The organism is Mucilaginibacter sp. CAU 1740 (assembly GCF_039839285.1).
Lineage (GTDB): Bacteria > Bacteroidota > Bacteroidia > Sphingobacteriales > Sphingobacteriaceae > Mucilaginibacter.
On sequence record NZ_JBDOQS010000004.1, the window covers coordinates 263,633 to 281,166 of the forward strand.

18 protein-coding genes are annotated in these 17,534 nt (G+C 41.6%); 17 read left to right on the forward strand and 1 reads right to left on the reverse strand.

Annotated features, from left to right (window positions below; genetic code table 11):
* The first annotated feature begins 77 nt into the window (after positions 1-77).
* Together AAFN85_RS11500 and AAFN85_RS11505 are read left to right on the forward strand one after the other, a co-directional pair.
* Entirely contained in the window at positions 78-851 is a 774-nt protein-coding gene (locus AAFN85_RS11500) for an alpha/beta hydrolase (protein ID WP_347527407.1), read from the forward strand.
* The gene (locus tag AAFN85_RS11505) at positions 852-1,514 is read left to right on the forward strand and encodes a CBS domain-containing protein (RefSeq protein ID WP_347527408.1); all 663 of its coding nucleotides are present in this window, start codon (positions 852-854) and stop codon (positions 1,512-1,514) included.
* Between the two features lie 263 nt (positions 1,515-1,777).
* Here AAFN85_RS11505 and AAFN85_RS11510 read toward each other — a convergent pair whose 3' ends face one another.
* The gene (locus tag AAFN85_RS11510; RefSeq protein ID WP_347527410.1) at positions 1,778-2,440 is read right to left on the reverse strand and encodes a helix-turn-helix transcriptional regulator; all 663 of its coding nucleotides are present in this window, start codon (positions 2,438-2,440) and stop codon (positions 1,778-1,780) included.
* 272 nt (positions 2,441-2,712) lie between these two features.
* Between AAFN85_RS11510 and AAFN85_RS11515 the strand changes: the two genes are divergently transcribed.
* From AAFN85_RS11515 to nuoL, 15 genes are all read left to right on the forward strand, one after another.
* The gene (locus AAFN85_RS11515) at positions 2,713-3,594 is read left to right on the forward strand and encodes an NAD kinase (protein WP_347527411.1); all 882 of its coding nucleotides are present in this window, start codon (positions 2,713-2,715) and stop codon (positions 3,592-3,594) included.
* 9 nt (positions 3,595-3,603) lie between these two features.
* Positions 3,604-4,392 carry a DUF6089 family protein gene (locus tag AAFN85_RS11520; RefSeq protein ID WP_347527412.1) on the forward strand — a complete coding sequence of 263 codons (789 nt, stop codon included), beginning with the start codon at positions 3,604-3,606 and terminating at the stop codon, positions 4,390-4,392.
* Between the two features lie 172 nt (positions 4,393-4,564).
* On the forward strand, positions 4,565-5,092 hold the full coding sequence (locus AAFN85_RS11525; protein ID WP_347527413.1) for a biopolymer transporter ExbD: 528 nt from the start codon (positions 4,565-4,567) through the stop codon (positions 5,090-5,092).
* 383 nt (positions 5,093-5,475) lie between these two features.
* A complete protein-coding gene (locus AAFN85_RS11530; RefSeq protein ID WP_347527414.1) occupies positions 5,476-6,216 on the forward strand; it encodes an isoprenyl transferase in 741 nt (246 codons plus the stop codon).
* Positions 6,217-6,277: 61 nt separating this feature from the next.
* Positions 6,278-8,830 carry an outer membrane protein assembly factor BamA gene (gene bamA / locus AAFN85_RS11535; RefSeq protein WP_347527415.1) on the forward strand — a complete coding sequence of 851 codons (2,553 nt, stop codon included), beginning with the start codon at positions 6,278-6,280 and terminating at the stop codon, positions 8,828-8,830.
* Positions 8,831-8,845: 15 nt separating this feature from the next.
* Entirely contained in the window at positions 8,846-9,376 is a 531-nt protein-coding gene (locus tag AAFN85_RS11540) for an OmpH family outer membrane protein (RefSeq protein ID WP_347527416.1), read from the forward strand.
* Positions 9,377-9,422: 46 nt separating this feature from the next.
* Positions 9,423-9,935, forward strand: coding sequence for an OmpH family outer membrane protein (locus AAFN85_RS11545; RefSeq protein ID WP_347527417.1), 513 nt, complete (start codon positions 9,423-9,425; stop codon positions 9,933-9,935).
* Positions 9,936-10,144: 209 nt separating this feature from the next.
* Positions 10,145-10,657: an OmpH family outer membrane protein gene (locus tag AAFN85_RS11550; RefSeq protein ID WP_347527418.1), complete on the forward strand. Its 513-nt coding sequence runs from the start codon at positions 10,145-10,147 to the stop codon at positions 10,655-10,657.
* Positions 10,658-10,723: 66 nt separating this feature from the next.
* Positions 10,724-11,572 (forward strand): glutamate racemase, encoded by an 849-nt coding sequence (gene murI / locus AAFN85_RS11555; protein ID WP_347527419.1) that lies wholly within the window; start codon positions 10,724-10,726, stop codon positions 11,570-11,572.
* Between the two features lie 406 nt (positions 11,573-11,978).
* Positions 11,979-13,049, forward strand: a complete 1,071-nt coding sequence (nuoH, locus tag AAFN85_RS11560) for an NADH-quinone oxidoreductase subunit NuoH (protein ID WP_347527421.1) — start codon at positions 11,979-11,981, stop codon at positions 13,047-13,049.
* 177 nt (positions 13,050-13,226) lie between these two features.
* Positions 13,227-13,814 (forward strand): 4Fe-4S binding protein, encoded by a 588-nt coding sequence (locus AAFN85_RS11565; protein WP_347527422.1) that lies wholly within the window; start codon positions 13,227-13,229, stop codon positions 13,812-13,814.
* Positions 13,811-14,359: an NADH-quinone oxidoreductase subunit J gene (locus AAFN85_RS11570; protein ID WP_347527423.1), complete on the forward strand. Its 549-nt coding sequence runs from the start codon at positions 13,811-13,813 to the stop codon at positions 14,357-14,359. Before AAFN85_RS11565 ends, AAFN85_RS11570 begins: the two co-directional genes overlap by 4 nt.
* Positions 14,356-14,661, forward strand: coding sequence for an NADH-quinone oxidoreductase subunit NuoK (gene nuoK / locus AAFN85_RS11575; RefSeq protein ID WP_347527425.1), 306 nt, complete (start codon positions 14,356-14,358; stop codon positions 14,659-14,661). Before AAFN85_RS11570 ends, nuoK begins: the two co-directional genes overlap by 4 nt.
* A gap of 3 nt (positions 14,662-14,664) precedes the next feature.
* Positions 14,665-15,465 carry a hypothetical protein gene (locus tag AAFN85_RS11580; protein WP_347527426.1) on the forward strand — a complete coding sequence of 267 codons (801 nt, stop codon included), beginning with the start codon at positions 14,665-14,667 and terminating at the stop codon, positions 15,463-15,465.
* A gap of 4 nt (positions 15,466-15,469) precedes the next feature.
* Positions 15,470-17,530, forward strand: a complete 2,061-nt coding sequence (nuoL, locus tag AAFN85_RS11585) for an NADH-quinone oxidoreductase subunit L (protein WP_347527427.1) — start codon at positions 15,470-15,472, stop codon at positions 17,528-17,530.
* Positions 17,531-17,534 lie beyond the last annotated feature (4 nt).

Here is a 17,534-nt window from a genome sequence, read left to right on the forward strand (position 1 = left end):
GGCTTGTTGATAAGAATTTTATACCGAAAGCGATTTTGGTATAAGCTAATTGGAACATTTATTTTTTTGTAAATTATATGGAATTCGTGCTTAAAGAGGAACACGGTTTTAGTTACATCGATGAGGGCGAAGGAGAGGTGCTGTTACTGCTACATGGATTAATGGGAGCGTTGAGCAACTGGGATGGGGTTATTAATGAGTTTAAATCAAAATATAGGGTAATTATACCAATATTACCTATTTATGATATGCCGCTGATAAGCACAGGGGTAAAAAGCCTGGCTAAATTTGTACACAAGTTTATTAAGTTTAAACAACTTAGTAATATTACACTATTGGGCAATTCGCTTGGCGGGCATGTGGCACTGGTATATTTAACCGCGCATGCCGATAATGTTAAAGCATTGGTGTTAACCGGTAGTTCTGGCTTGTACGAAAACGCCTTTGGCGGTTCGTTCCCGCGTCGTGAAAGTATTGATTTTGTGCGCGAGAAAGTGCAGTACACTTTTTACGATCCGGCCATTGCTACTGATGATCTGGTTGCAGACGTTTATAAAACTGTTAACGATAGGCACAGCGTTATCCGTTTGTTGGCCATGGCAAAATCGGCCATCAGGCATAACATGAAAAAGGAACTGGGAAAAATGAACCTACCGGTTTGTTTGATCTGGGGCCGTAATGACAAAATTACCCCGCCCGAGGTTGCCGTTGAGTTTAACGAACTACTGCCAGATTCTGAACTGCACTGGATCGATAAATGCGGCCATGCCCCTATGATGGAGCATCCCGAAGAATTTAACGTTTTGCTTAAACAGTTTTTAACTAAATTAGAGGCTAAAGTAAATGCATAAATGATAGCACTTGACCTGATAGCTGACTCGATACCACCGGTACACACTTCTGATACCATACAGAAGGTGCTGGACCGCATGGTTGAGTTTCGCCTCAGGCATTTGCCTATTGTTAATGAAGAACAGTTTTTAGGACTCGTTGCTGAGGACGACCTAATAGCCGAGAATGATTACCAAACACAGATAGGCGCGCTTGCCTTATCGTTGGTAAACCCTTATGTGCTGGAAAGTCAGCATATTTACGATGTTATCAGGTTGTTTTATGAGCAGCAGCTTACCGTTGTGCCGGTGCTTGATGATAAAAGCAATTATCTCGGACTCATTTCTATTAATGCAATAACTGAGTATTTCGCAAAGATAACTTCAGTTTCGCAGCCAGGCGGGATAATAGTACTCGAGATCAATAATAAAAACAACTCGCTGGCGCATATGGCCCAGATAGTAGAGTCGGACAATGCCCAGATCCTGAGTTCATATGTTCAAACCTATCCCGATTCAACCCGAATGGAGGTTACGCTTAAAATAAATAAACAGGATATTTCGGCAATAACAGCCAGCTTTTTGCGGTACGAGTATGATATTAAGGCCACTTTTAATCATACTGATATTAATGATACCGCCCGCGATAGGTATGATTCGTTGATGAATTATTTGAATTTGTAGTCTTAAATAGTTGTCATCCTGAGCGGTAGCGAAGGATCTTCTACAACAAGAACATCTGCTATACAGGGCGAAGAAGATCCTTCGTACCTACCCATCACATAATTAAAAAGTGGGTCATGCTGAGCCTGTCGAAGCATGGTGAGTAGGGCCTCTGTGCGCGACTCTTCGACAAGCTCAGAGTGACAGGCCCGCCCGCGAAATGTCATATATCCTTCAGAGGCGAACGCTTTTACTTACTCAGGATGACAAATGTTAAGTGTATCTCACACCAAATTATACGCCTGCGCAAACCTCACTGCATCATAATTATTCTTCAGCCCCAATTTATTTTTAATGTTTTTGCGATGGGTTTCGGCGGTGGCGGGGGCTATAAATAGTTTAGCGCCTATCTCGGTCGAGCTCATACCAATAGCTATACATTGCAATATTTCCTTTTCTCGCCGTGTTAGGGTAGCAAAAAGCAGGCTATTGCGTCGTAAAAAGCTTACCTCGTCCATTAAGCGGTTAACCTTGGTAATAATATGGTGCGTTGGGTCGAGCTTGCTGGCTGTGGTGATCAGGTGTGTAGCCTCGCCGGTGTGGTTGCGGGCAAATATTTTAGTGTTACTCACAAATAATTGCCATTCCTTATTATCGAGTATCCTTACCTGCTGAAAGTATGATACCTGCTCCTGGTTTCCGCCTTTTATCAGCTCAAGAATTTTAGGTACATATTCATTACTATCTTCGGCATTGAAATATTTGGCATGATAAGCTTCCGGACTTATGGTTTTTATTTCATCAAACGTGGTACCTAAAGCATTAAGGCCGGTACGGTTCATGTAAATTATCTGCAAGGTTACTACCTCGTGTATGATCACTGCCGAAGGGAGCTCATCGGCTATAAGCCGAATGCCCTGTAATTTTTGTTCTAAATCCTGATCCATGCAAATAAAACCACCAGTTTAAATGATAAGGCCGCTTAAAAATACTTGAAATTAATTATTTTACCTTGAAGTTATTTGGTTGATTTTACAACCACAGCGTTGTTTTTTAAGAATATTTGCAAACATTAATTGCTAAATTGTGCTTATGCAGATGGGTTTTGCCATTTAAGGCATGTTTTGTAATAGCATACATTATAAATGATACAAGTATTAATTTATCGCCATTACTGCATTAATGTACTTTCAAAGTTCGATATTCGCCTTTTTAAAAAATGAGAATAGCAATTTACGGCAGGCCCTTTAATGAGCCATCTGTTTTACCTTTTATACAGCAGGTTTTTGATAACCTGGCCCAACATGGTGTTGACATCTACGTACACCAGCAGCTTCATGAATATTTGCAGGATAAATTACCCACTATAAAATATACTGTACTAAGGCCGGCCGAAACGCTGAAAGGCTTCATAGATATTTTTATAACCCTGGGCGGCGATGGTACTCTGCTTGATATGGTAACCGTGATCCGCGATTCGGGCATCCCCGTTATCGGTATCAATTTTGGCAGGTTGGGCTTTTTAGCCAGCGTTAATAAAAACGATATCACGGCGGCCATTCACGCGGTAGTGAACCGTCAGTTTACCTGCGATTGCCGCGAGCTGCTCACTGTCGATTCGCCTAATAATGTTTTTGGCGATAATAACTTCGCGTTGAATGACGTAACTATCCATAAACGGGATGATGCCGCCATGATCATTACCCACGTGTTTTTAAATGATGAATTTTTAAACTCATACTGGGGCGATGGCATTATCATATCAACCTCTACCGGTTCAACAGCATATTCGTTAAGCTGCGGCGGACCGATCATTTTCCCGCAATCAAATACAATAGTGGTAACGCCGGTATCGCCGCATAACCTTAATGTAAGGCCAATTGTAATACCGGATACCAGTAAGCTTTGTTTTGAGGTAGAGAGTAGAAGCGCCAGTTACATTATATCGTGCGATTCGCGTACCGAAGTGTTGGATCAAACCGTTAAGTTTCATGTGCAAAAGGCAGGTTTCGAACTTAATTTGATCCGCCTGAATAATGAAAGCTATTTAACTACGTTAAGAAATAAACTATTGTGGGGCCTTGATGCCCGTAATTACTAAATTTATTTAATGCCTAAAATTTTACTCTTCATAGCACTTTTATGCTTTACTTATAGCTTACAGGCCCAAACCTGGGAAATAGGTGGATCTATAGGCGGTGCAGGTTATATTGGCGACCTTAATCCCAATTACCCTGTTAAAGTAAGCGGCTTTTCGGCAGGAGTGTTTGGCAAAAGGAATTTTGATGGATATTTTTCGGCAAAGTTAAATATTGCGGTAGGTAATATTGCCGCTTATGATAGTCGCTCAAAAAATCCGGATTTTAGGCAGCGTAACCTTAATTTTAAAGACCAACTGCGTGAGGCCAGCATCATAGGCGAGTTTAATTTTATGAACTACATTCCAGATGCCGGCCCTAATAAGTACACACCTTATATATTTACCGGCATCGGCGTTACATCGTACGCGCCAAGGGCACAGGATTTCCGGGGACGGGAAGTGGGTTTAAGGCAGCTTAAAACCGAAGGCCAGGCCAGGCCTTATGGCAATAACACTGTTGTAGTTCCATATGGTTTAGGGATAAAATATAACCTTTCAGGTAAATTTACCGTTATGACGGAGATGGGCTACCGTTATGCTTTTACTGATTATTTGGATGATGTTAGCGGTGTTTATGCTGATAAAGGTAGATTTACAACTACTTCCGGTCGCTTGCTTTCTGACAGATCGGGTGAGTTAACCGGTAAATATATAGGTACCATCGGCTCACAACGCGGCGATTCTAAATCGCATGATACTTACTTTTTCCTCAACTTTACTATTGCCTTCACTTTTGTAACCTCCAATTGCTACTATTAATTGCTGTTCGAAAATTTCGGGATAGATTTTCGGAGTAGATTGTTTTGTCTTTTTGGATAATAAAACAATATTTAATTCGTTTTTAAATTAAAATTCAATATTTAATTCTGTATTTGAATTAAATCGTGTAATTTACTATTGTAATTAAATTTTAACCTTAATCCTTAAAGTCATGGCCGAATTAAATGAATCACCACAAAACGCTGGCGGAAAACACAAACGCAAAAAATCAAGCACCCGGATAGATCTTACCGCTATGGTTGACCTGGCATTTTTGCTCATCACCTTTTTTATCATGACCACCACGCTTACTAAACCTAAAGCCATGGATCTGACCATGCCCGACGATGAAGGTAACCACGATTTGCCAGTACCCGCAAGCAGAACCCTTACCATTGTTTTAGGAAAGGATAGCAAGGCAGTGTATTATTTGGGTGAGTTGAAAAATCCGATCATCGCTCCTTCGATAACTGATTTCTCTACCAAAGGGCTGAGGTCGGCTATCATTGAAACAAATAAAAAGGTTCATGATGCCAGCGGCGGCAAAACAATGATCGTGCTGGTAAAACCGAGCGATAAATCACAATACAGCAGTTTGGTAAATACGCTCGACGAGCTGAACATTACCGGCATCCAGCAACATGCCATAGTTGATATTATGCCCAATGATGTTGAGATGCTTAAGCAAAAAGGTATATAATAATGTAATGCTTTTGTAAGTAATTTACACGCAGCTTTTTAATAGGCCGGGTATGTCATTTTTAAATAAATGATGGTATCCGGCCTTTTACTGTTTATTATAGTTAATACAATTATTATCAAAAAGGGCAGTTTATATAGGTAATTGAAAGGTTTTAATGCATTATTTGCAATAACATTTTCTTTTAGTGCAGGATACTAAAAAAATACAAAGTAAGTTTTACCTTTGTACCCTGAAAAATCCGGCAATTTGAATGCTGAAAATGACGGGTACTTGATGGTTTTAACATTGATTTTCTAAAAACCGAATATTGCAGGGCATAATATTGATGAAAAATTTTACACAAGTGTGTTTGTGCCGGGTGGCTTTTGATAATGAGTAATATGGATTATTTGGATCAGATCAATTTGTCGAAAATACCACAGCACGTAGCTATTATAATGGATGGCAATGGGCGTTGGGCTAAGGGCAAAGGCAAATTAAGGATATTTGGCCATCACAACGGTGTAACATCAGTTAGGGATGTTGTTGAAGGAGCCGATAAATTAGGTGTTAAATATATCACACTATATACGTTTTCGTCCGAAAACTGGAACCGCCCCAAGCTGGAGGTAATGGCAATCATGGAGCTCATGGTAAGTACTATCCATAAGGAAGTTCCTGGCTTTATGAAAAACAACATCAGGCTAAACGCTATTGGCGATCTGGACATGCTCCCAGAAAAATGTAATCGTGAACTTCAAAACGCTATTGAAACTACTGCCGGTAACACCGGGGTGGTACTTACGCTGGCTTTAAGTTACAGTTCGCGCCGCGAAATTGTAAGGGCCGCTAAAAACATAGCCATTAAAGTACAAAGCGGTGAGCTTAATATAGATGATATTAGTGAAGATGTTTTTGAGCAAAACCTTTTTACAGGAGATATGCCAAACCCCGAGCTGCTGATCAGAACCAGCGGCGAATATCGCATCAGTAATTATTTATTGTGGCAAATTGCTTACGCCGAATTGTATTTTACAAGCAAATTATGGCCCGATTTCAGGAAGGAAGACCTGTATGAGGCCGTGCTTGATTTCCAAAAACGCGAACGTCGTTTTGGGATGACAAGCGAGCAAGTGAACTAAATTCACTTTTAACAAAAATTAACAACTGTATAAATTATTTTTAGCCCACTAAAATATTCGAATGTATAAATTTCTTTTTGCTATTCTTTTCTCAGTTTTGGCTACTTCGGCATTTGCCCAGATATCCAATGGGCCGAGGCCTACGCTGTCAAAATCGATACCGGCTGATAGTTTAAGTTACCTTAATCCTAAAGATTATATTATTGGTGGTATTACCGTTAGTGGCGCAAAATATCTTGATAAAGACATCTTAGTACAATTATCCAAGTTAACCAAAGGCGATCGGATCAACCTTCCGGGCGAGCGTAATGCCGAGGTAATTAAAAACCTGTATTCGCAGGGTTTGTTTGATGATGTTCAATTAAACATCACCAAAATAAACATGGATACTGTTTATCTTGAAATTGCTGTATCCGAGCGTCCGCGTTTATCGCGTATGCACCTTACAGGCATCCGCAAAGGCGAAATTGAAGATGTACAGAAAAAACTGAATGATCGTGTTGGTAAAATTGTAAATGAAAACCTCATTAGCACTACCACCGCCATCATCAAAAAACACTTTAACGAAAAAGGCTTTTTAAATACCACAGTTACCATTACCCAACGTAAAGATCAGGGTGATGTGAACAGTGTGATATTGGATGTTGCCATTAATAAAAAGACCAAGGTTAAAATTAACGATGTTATTTTTGAAGGTAACAAGGCATTTAGCACAAGTACCTTACGCGGCTTTTTAAGTAAAACCCGTAAACGTAAATGGTATAACCTGTTCGGTTCAAAAAAATTCAAACAGGATAAATACGAAGAAGATAAGCAAAACCTTGTTGAAAAAATGCAGGGAAGGGGTTATCGTGATGCCGAGATCCTGAGCGATTCAGTTTGGAAGCATGATGACGAAACTGTAGACGTAAAACTTAAAGTTTACGAAGGCCCTAAATATTACTTCGGTAAGGTACAATGGTCGGGCAATGCCAAATACAATACTGAGCTATTGAACAGGATCATCCACATTAAAAAAGGTGATGTATTTAGCGAAGACGAATTAACTAAACGTATTAGCGGCCCAACACCGGGTAATGATGATGTTTCGTCATTATACCTGAACGATGGTTACCTTACTTTCAATGCCGATCCGGTTCAAACACGTGTATATAATGATACCGTAGATGTTGACATCCGTGTGTACGAAGGTCCGCAATACACCATTAACCGTGTAATGCTTAAAGGTAACGATGTTACTAACGATAAAGTAGTAATGCGCGAGATCCAAACCAAGCCAGGTCAAAAATTCAACAAAGAGTTATTGATCCGCAGTGCGCGTGAAATTGGTCAGTTAGGTAACTTCGACGAGCAAAAAACCGAGCCGAAACCAACCAACATCAACCCTCAGGATGGTACCGTGGATCTGGTTTATAACGTAGTTGAAAAACCTTCAGATCAGATCGAGCTTTCGGGTGGTTTTGGTGGTGGCCAGTTGGTAGGTACCTTAGGTTTAACATTTAACAACTTCTCGTTAAGAAACCTGTTCCACCTTAAAGCTTACAAACCGTTACCTAAAGGTGATGGTCAGAAACTGAGCTTACGTGGCCAATCAAGCGGTCGTACTTACCAAAACTTCTCGTTTACCTTCTCTGAGCCATGGTTAGGTGGTAAAAAACCTATCTACTTTGCATTGTCGGCTTATACACAGGGAAGTTCAACCGGTCAGTACTATCCAAAATCAAGCCCTTACTATAATAACTTACGTATTAATGGTGTGGGTGTTACGTTGGGTAAACGTTTAAAATGGCCTGATAACTACTTCCAGTTAAACTACTCGCTTAACTTTGATCACTATAGTTTGGATAACTATACCGGTTACCTGTTCACCAATGGTACATCGTATAACATCAAGTTAACACAAGAGTTAAGCCGTAACTCGATAGATGCGCCAATTTTCCCAACTTCGGGTTCAAACATCAAGTTAACTATCCAGGCTACACCGCCATACTCGTTGTTCAATAACATCAACTATAAAATAGCTACACCAGAAGAACGCTACCATTTTGTGGAGTACTACAAATTCAAGTACGATGCACAATGGTTCTCGAAACTGGTAGGTAAGTTTGTATTGATGTCGCAGATTAGGTTTGGTTTCCTTGGTCAGTATAACCATGAGGTTGGTCCATCACCGTTCGAGCGCTTTAAATTGGGTGGCGACGGTATGCAGAGCTACCAGTTTTTACAGGGTAGTGAGATCATCGGTTTACGTGGTTACCAAAACTTCTCTATCGTACCTGATGGTTCGGGCGAGGATCAGAATACTAACACTGGTAGCGCTATTTACAATAAATATACATTGGAGCTTCGTCACCCGGTTATCGCCAGCCAATCGGCAACTATATTCCTGTTGGCCTTTGCCGAAGGTGGTAATGCCTGGAACCAGTTTAGCCAGTTCAATCCGTTTAACGTAAGGCGTTCGGTAGGTGTGGGTGCAAGGATATTTTTACCTATATTTGGTTTACTTGGTTTGGATTATGGCTATGGCTTTGATAAAATACCTGGACAACCGGATGCAAATAAAGGCCAGTTCCATTTTACAATTTCTCAGAGTTTATCCGGCGGATTTAATTAATTTGCGTTACGATATATGAAGAAGATAATTTTATTAGCCTTTTTAACGTTTACTGCTTTTGCAGGTGCATACGCGCAACGTTTTGCTTATGTTGATTCGGATTACATATTAAAGCACATGCCGGAGTATGCTTCATCACAAAAGCAACTGGCTGCATTATCTGATCAATGGCAAAAAGAAGTTGATGGCCGTTTTCAGGAGATCGACCGCTTGTATAAAGCCTACCAGGCCGATCAGCCGTTGATGACGCCTGATATGAAAAAACGCCGCGAGGCCGAAATTGTAGAAAAAGAAAAGGCCGCGAAAGATTTTCAACGCCAAAAGTTTGGTCCGGATGGTGAGCTTTCACAAAAGAGCACCGCCTTGATTAAACCAATTCAGGATAGGGTGTCTAAAGCTGTACAAGCAGTGGCCGAGGGCGATAACCTGGATATGATATTTGATAAAAACAGTGAGGTAATGATGTTATATGCCAACCCGCGATATGATAAAAGCGCGGATGTGATAACAAAATTAGGCCTCAAACCCGGAGTACTTGCTAAATAATTTTATTTAATAAATCGAACTATTATTAATTCTCAGAACACGAAAAATGAAAAAACTATTTAAAGTTGCCTTAGTTGCAGTAGGTATGTTATTTGCGGGCAGCTTTGCAAATGCTCAGTCTAAAATTGGTCACATTAACTTTAACCAGCTTATTGATCTGATGCCCGAAACTAAAACTGTTTCTACTTCACTACAGGCATATCAAAAAACTTTCGTTGATCAGATGACCACCATGAACAACGAATACCAGGCTAAGGTTAAAGATTACACCGACAAAAGAACAACCATGACCGATGCCGTTCGTACTGCAAAAGAAAATGAGTTGACAGACATGCAAAAACGTATGAACGATTACCAAAACAATGCCCAGCAACAAGTTGATGCTAAAAGGCAGGAATTAGGTAAACCTATCATTGATAAAGCTACCACTGCTGTACAAGCTATCGCTAAAGAAAAAGGCTACGCTTACGTGTTAGATTCATCACAGATCACTTTGTTGGTATCTCCTGATGCTGACGACCTGATGGCTGCAGCTAAATTGAAATTAGGCTTGAAATAATAAAAAGCTAAAAAAAACTTGAAAAAGCGCCCTGCATATACGGGACGCTTTTTTTATGTTTGCGGGGCACAGTAAGCTGTTTCAAATAAATTTACCCGGTTTTTGATGTTCCTGTTCATCGTAAAGCTTAGGTAGATTTTAAAATATCAGCAGGTAAGGTGCCTATAAAATCATAAAACAGAATAGTAAATAAACACAGGACAAAACAAATGAAGAAGTTTTTTAAAGTTGCCTTAGTTGCCGCGGGCATGTTATTCGCCACCAGCTTTGCTAAAGCGCAAACCAAAATTGGTTATATCAATTTTAGCCAGGTTATTGATCAGATGCCTGAAACTAAAACTGTTTCTGCATCATTACAAGCTTTTCAAAAAACATTTATTGATCAGCTTACTACAATGAACAATGAGTTCCAAACCAAAGGTGAGGACTATCAAAAAAACCGCGCTACCATGACCGACGCGGTACGTACTGCCAAAGAAGCTGAGCTGCAAGACATACAAAAGCGTATGAATGATTACCAAAACAACGCACAGCAACAAGTTGAAGCTAAAAAGAACGAGTTGGGCAAACCACTTGTTGATAAAGCAACTACTGCTGTACAAGCTGTAGCTAAAGAAAAAGGTTATGCTTACGTTGTTGATTCATCACAGGTAACTTTAATTGTATCGCCTCCGGGAGATGATATGATGGCTGCCGTTAAATTGAAATTAGGTTTAAAATAAGATCACCTTTAAGTAATTTATACCAAAGCGCCCCGTAATTGCGGGGCGCTTTTTTTATGTTTGTGTATGTCAAATCAACCAATTGGTATTTTTGATTCGGGCTTTGGCGGGCTTACCGTGTTTCGTTCTATCATTGAACAGCTGCCGGGCTACGATTATATTTACATGGGCGATAATGCCCGTGCGCCATACGGCAACCGCTCGTTCAGCACCATACACCAGTACACCTGGGAGTGTGTGCAATGGATGTTTAACCAGGGCTGCCCGCTGGTAATATTGGCTTGCAATACCGCTTCGGCAAAAGCCCTGCGTACAATACAGCAACAAGATCTTAAGCATATTGATGATCCGTCAAAACGGGTATTGGGCGTTATCCGTCCCACTGCCGAGGTTATTGGCAATTACTCTAAAACCGGCGAGATTGGGGTGTTAGGTACCAAAGGCACGGTAACATCAGGCTCATACCTTTTGGAGATCAATAACTTTTTCCCTGATATTAAAGTGCATCAGCAGGCTTGCCCGCTTTGGGTACCGCTGATTGAAAACGGCGAGTACGATAAACCGGGTGCCGATTTTTTTGTGCAGCTGTACCTTGATCAGATCATGGCGCAGTCATCAAACATCGATACTATATTACTGGCCTGCACACATTACCCTATCATCCAGGATAAAATAAAAGCATACTTACCCGAAGGTATCAATGTAGTTGGCCAGGGCGATATCGTAGCCAAAAGCCTGGTTGATTATTTGAACCGTCATCCGGAGATTGAACAGAAAATAACCCGTAACAATACAACCGAATTTTATACCACCACTGATGATACTGCCGATTTTGATCATCATGCTTCGCTGTTTTTCTCGGCCCCGGTGAAATCTAATTTTATATCGGCTAATGATTTGGTAGTTTGCAAGTGAGTGGTTGATTGGGTTGATTAGGTGAGTGGTTAAAAAGAACATCTGCCGCGGGTTTAGCGCAGCGTAACCCGTGGCCTAAAATAGTTCGGGTCTCTGACCCGAGTATAACTTAAGTCTCACGCAAAAGTATCTGCCGTAGATTTAGCAGCGCAACCTGTAGCTGGTCATAGCTAAGCTTATTGTTTAAGTCCCACGCGGGTCAGAGACCCCAAGGGTTTTACACCACGGGTTACGCTGCGCTAAACCCGCGGCAGCTATTTCTGATTCAGACAGACAACCACTCACCTAATCAACCCAATCAACCATTCTCTTAAAAACAACTTACCCTACCAACTTTATATATAAAGTAATCATTCTAAATAACGTAACATTTACTTAAGTTTGCACCCTTAAGTAAATATTCCTGTTGAACTATTATATAACATATTTTATCGCGGCAATTGGGTTGTTCAGTTTTTCGGCCTTTTTCGCTTTATTCGGTGTATATGCCGAGCGTAAAATATCTGCTTTTATACAGGATAGGCTTGGTCCCACGGAGACGGGAAAATACGGCACGCTGCAAACGCTGGCCGATATTTTAAAAATGCTGCAAAAGGAATTGATAGTTCCCGCGGCTGCCGATAAGTGGTTGTTCATGCTGGCCCCGGCTGTAATATTCATTGCCGTTTACTTAGGTTTTGCGGCCTTACCCTGGGCTCCCGGGTTGATCCCTTCAAAAACTAATATTGGTTTATACTACATCTTCGCCATTATTTCGATAGAAACATTGGGGATACTGATGGCCGGATGGGGATCGAACAATAAATACTCCATATTGGGTGCAATGCGTTCGGCTGCGCAGATCATCTCGTACGAGATCCCTGCGGGTTTCGCTATCATATCGGTAGTGATGATAGCCCAAACGCTCGATCTGCAGGTGATCAGTAATCAGCAGGGCATCCTTGCTGCCGAGAAAATAAAATTCGCTGGCTTTTGGGATGTTACGAATATCGGTGGCCTGTTTAGTTGGAATGTATTCCGCGCGCCGCATTTGCTGATAGCTTTTGTGATCTATTTTATAGCTTCACTGGCCGAAAGTAACCGCGCGCCATTTGATATTCCCGAAGCCGAATCAGAATTGGTAGCAGGTTTCCATACCGAGTTTACCGGGATCCGTTTCGCATTGGTGTTTTTGGCCGAGTATTCGATGATGTTCCTGGTATCTATGATAGCAGTGATATTGTTTTTAGGAGCCTGGAACACACCTTTGCCAAACATTGGCAGTGTAAAACTGGCAACATGGACAACCAACATACCCTGGGGGATATTTTGGGTGGTGCTAAAAACACTGGGCCTGGTAGCCGTGCAAATGTGGATCAGGTGGACACTACCCCGTTTGCGGGTTGATCAGCTGATGAACCTTTGCTGGAAAGTATTAACCCCGCTGGCTTTTGCCTGTATGCTGATATCGGGCGTGTGGCGTTTGTGGTTGATGTAGTTTGGGGAAGAGAGAGGCAAGAACTCAAGAATCAGGAAGCAAGTAAGAAGCAAGAACCGGGAAGCAAGACAAGAAATAATAAAACATAAATTAAAATAACGTAGGTCAGGCAAATCCTGAAATCATAATAATCACGGTTCAGGATCAGCGAAATCAACGTAATCAAAATAATCAACGGTGCAGAAAGTAATTAACGCATTCACAACAGCATGGAAAGGTTTAAGCCTTACCATCCATCACCTTTTTGTGGGTAACACAAAGCGTGAGGTGCTTACCGTGAGCGATAATAATTACTTTAAACAACTGGAGCATGGCACCAATACCATTCAATATCCTAAGCAACAACTACCCGTACCCGAGGTTGGCCGTTACCAGCTGGATGTGGAAATGGACGATTGTATTGTATGCGATCTCTGCGCCAAGGTTTGCCCGGTTAATTGTATCGATATCGAATCGATCAAAGCTACCGAGGCTATCGGCCAAACATCCGATGGTACAACCAAACGCTTGTATGCCGCCAAGTTTGATATTGATATGGCCAAGTGTATGTATTGCGGCCTGTGCACCATTGTGTGCCCAACCGAGTGCATCACCATGACTAACCAATACGATAAAACCGTATTTCAATTAAGCGATCTGGTTTACCAGTTTTCGGACATGAGTCCGGAAGATGCCGCCGAAAAACGTGCATTGTTTGATAAACAACAAGCCGAAAAGCAAGCCGCCAAGTTGGCCGCCATGAAACAAAAGGAGGGAGGCGCATGAGCCTGATCCGCGTTTTGTTTTATGTGATGAGTTTTATCGCCATTGCTTCGGGTCTTTACGCTGCCCTGAGCAAAAATCTGGTACGAAGCATTTTTATATTTTTTGTTACCCTGTTTGCCCTCGCCGGACTATATGTAATAGCCCTGGCCGATTTTGTGGCAGTGACCCAGGTAGTAATTTATGTAGGCGGCATTTTAGTGCTCATCCTTTTTGCCTTCATGCTTTCGGGCCGTGAAACATTGGATGTGATCCAGCAGCGCAAAGGCAAGTTCATTAATATGGCTAAAGTGCCTGCCGTTATTTTGGCGGTATTGTTTTTGGTAGTGCTTGTAAACGTGATACTGAAGGCCGACGCCGATAACTTGCCATGGATAAAGCAGGCTATCGCGCAAAAAAACGAGATCACGCCAACTTCTTCAACTATTGATAACATTGGCGTTAATCTCATGACCACTTATCTGCTACCCTTCGAAGCTATATCAATTTTATTGCTGATGGCTTTGGTAGGCGCGGCGCATTTATCACGTAAGGAGGGCAGGGCATGATCACCTTAACCGATTTTTTACTGGTAGGCGCGATACTGTTTAGTACGGGCATATATATGATCGTATCTAAACGTAACTCGATACAGGTACTGATAGGTATTGAATTAATGCTGAACGCGGCCATTTTAAACCTGGTTGCATTTGGCAGGTTTGATAAGCTGAAAAACGGCGGGCAGGTGTTCGCCCTGTTTGCTATTGTGCTGGCGGCGGCAACTACCGCGGTGGCATTAGCTATTATTCTGAATGTTTACCGGAGATATAAAACTATCGATCCGGATGAGATTAAAAATTTGAGGGATTAAAAGATGAAGCAGTTTCTATTTATTGCATTTTGCTTTATCGTGCCAATGCTTGTAAAAGCCCAGCAACGCGATACCATGTATGTTACCAATGGCAAAATGGCATTTCACGATGCGTCTACCAAAAAAGGTAAAGCTTATATTGAAATAGACGGTGAAGTTTTTACCGGAAAACTAAGCAGTATTAATATCAATGATATACAGGAGCTTAGTTTTATAAAACCTGCCGATGCTAAAACCTTATATGGCAATAAAGGCGTAAACGGAGCTTATCTTATAAAAACAAAAAAAGGTATGGCAGCAGCCATGCAGCCACCTGCCGACCTGCCTTTAGATGATAACAAAGGCCCGTATAACCATTCATTCGCTCAGCCAAAAACGGATGTGAATGATACCGTAAGCTACGTTGTCGACGGCGAGCCATCTACAGGCGAGAAAGTTAAGGCCTTAAACCCGGATGATATTTTTAGCGTTAATGTACTCAAAGATGCAAGTGCCGATCCTTCTTTAAACCATGTAAATAAAGGCGTGGTGATGGTAATCACCAAAGCCAATGTAGTTAAAGCATATAAACAAAAATTCAGTCGGCTTTCAAAAGAATATAAGGCTTATCTTGATGCACATCAAAATGATGACAGCGGTATTGCTTATAAATACGAGAATGGGTCATTACATGCAAAATCGCACCAGGAAATAGATTTTTTATATCAGTTTAAAATAGAAGATATCAAAAAAGCAGTTTTTACAGAAACTCATAAAAAGGGTTCTGCTACAGTTTCGCCAACCCTTTTAATTATCGCTAAATAGTAAATTGAACATCGCGCTTCCATATACCGATCCAAACATTATCTACTACGTACTCGCGGTTGTAGCATTGCCGCTGCTTGCCGCCTTGATCAACTTTTGGTTGCCTGCAAAAAATAAAGCTACCGGGGTAATATCAACGCTGGCTATTGTTGCGGGTTGCGTACTATCGGTAATCGTATTCAGTAAGGTATGGAACAAGCAGCCGGTACATACGCAAACGCTATGGTTTACCATTGGCCAAACCAAAGTTTTCGCGGGTATCCTGTTAAATAATATTTCGGTGCTCATGCTGTTGCTGGTATCGCTTATCGCTTTGCCGGTACATATCTACTCAACAGCATACATGAAGCATGATGATAGGTACGGCCGTTATTTCACCTACCTCAGCTTTTTCTGTTTCAGTATGCTGGCTTTGGTGGTAATTGATAGCCTGGTGCTGTTTTACGCTTTTTGGGAGCTGGTTGGCTTTTCATCATACCTGCTCATTGGTTTCTGGTTTACGCGCGATAAAGCGGTTCAGGCCAACAAAAAGGCTTTCATCATGAACCGCATCGGTGATATCGGTTTATTGAGTGCCATTATTATCATTTTTGCCCAGTTCCGTACTTTCGATATTGCTACGCTTTTCGCCGATGGCGGATTGGTGTTTAAATCTTTTATAAAAGATGGGATGTGGATCTCGGCCACTAACCAAATGCCTGTAACCTGGCAGTATGTAGCTTGTGCGGGTATTTTTATGGCAGTTGCCGCTAAGTCGGCTCAATTCCCGTTGCACACCTGGCTACCCGATGCCATGGAAGGCCCAACTTCGGTTTCGGCACTCATTCATGCGGCTACCATGGTTGCAGCTGGCGTGTTTTTATTAGGCCGGGTTTATCCGTTTTTTACCGATACAGAGTTAACCGTGTTGGCTATTATTGGTTGTTTCACTGCTTTTATGGCGGCAACTATCGCCCTCACCCAAAACGACCTGAAAAAAGTGCTGGCCTATTCAACCATATCGCAGTTGGGTTACATGACCCTGGCTATGGGAGTTGGGGCTTATGGCTCATCGTTGTTTCATTTGGTTACACATGCCTTTTTTAAATGTTTACTGTTTTTGGTAGCCGGGGTGGTGATCCACGAAATGCAGCACATCAAAGAAGAGAACAACCTCGATATCGATCCGCAGAATATCCAGCTGATGGGGGGCTTGCGAAAAAAACTTCCGGTTACTTTTATTGTAGCAATTGTTGGCTCGCTGGCGTTAATTGGTATTCCCTTAACTTCGGGTTATCTATCTAAAGATGGCATTCTGATCCAGGCTTTTGAATGGAGCGATGGCCGTAGCGCATGGTTGAAACTGGTGCCCATTGGCGCTTTGGTTACCAGCTGGCTTACCGCGTTTTACGTTACCAGATTGATAGCAAAGGTGTTTTTTGGTGAGTTCAGGTTATTAAAAAAACGTCCTCAACTTAAAATGCACATTAGCGATGGTGGCTGGCAATACCGTGTACCGTTGATATTACTGGCTATTTGCAGCTTGTTCCCGCTGTTTTCGCTTAATCCATTTTTTTATGAGGATGCCTGGCTGTTTGAGAGTTTAAAACCAGCCAATTCTTTGGCGAGAGAAAACATCTATCACAGCATTATCCCAATAGGGGTGAATATCCTGAGCGTGTTTGTGATTTACTTCGCCTACACCATCTACACCGAAAAAAGGATCTTCAGGTTTTCGCAAACCGGCTTTTTATATCGCTTATCTTACAATCAGTGGTACCTGGATAAAATTTATAAACGTGTGGTTGTAAAACCCGTACTTGGTCTGGGAAAATTTTGCTTTTGGTTTGATCGGAATATCGTTGATGGGATCATCCACCTGCTGGATAACATCATCCGCAAGATAGCTGCGCTAACCGCCTGGGCGGATAAATATATTGTCGACGGATTTTTGCACGGGACGGCTGCATTGGTGCAAAGTATTGGCAATTTTGCACGTAAATTTCAAAACGGCAAAGTACAGTATTACCTGTATAGCATGCTGTTGATAGTATTGATACTGTTTGTTTTAAAAATATTGATCTGAATTT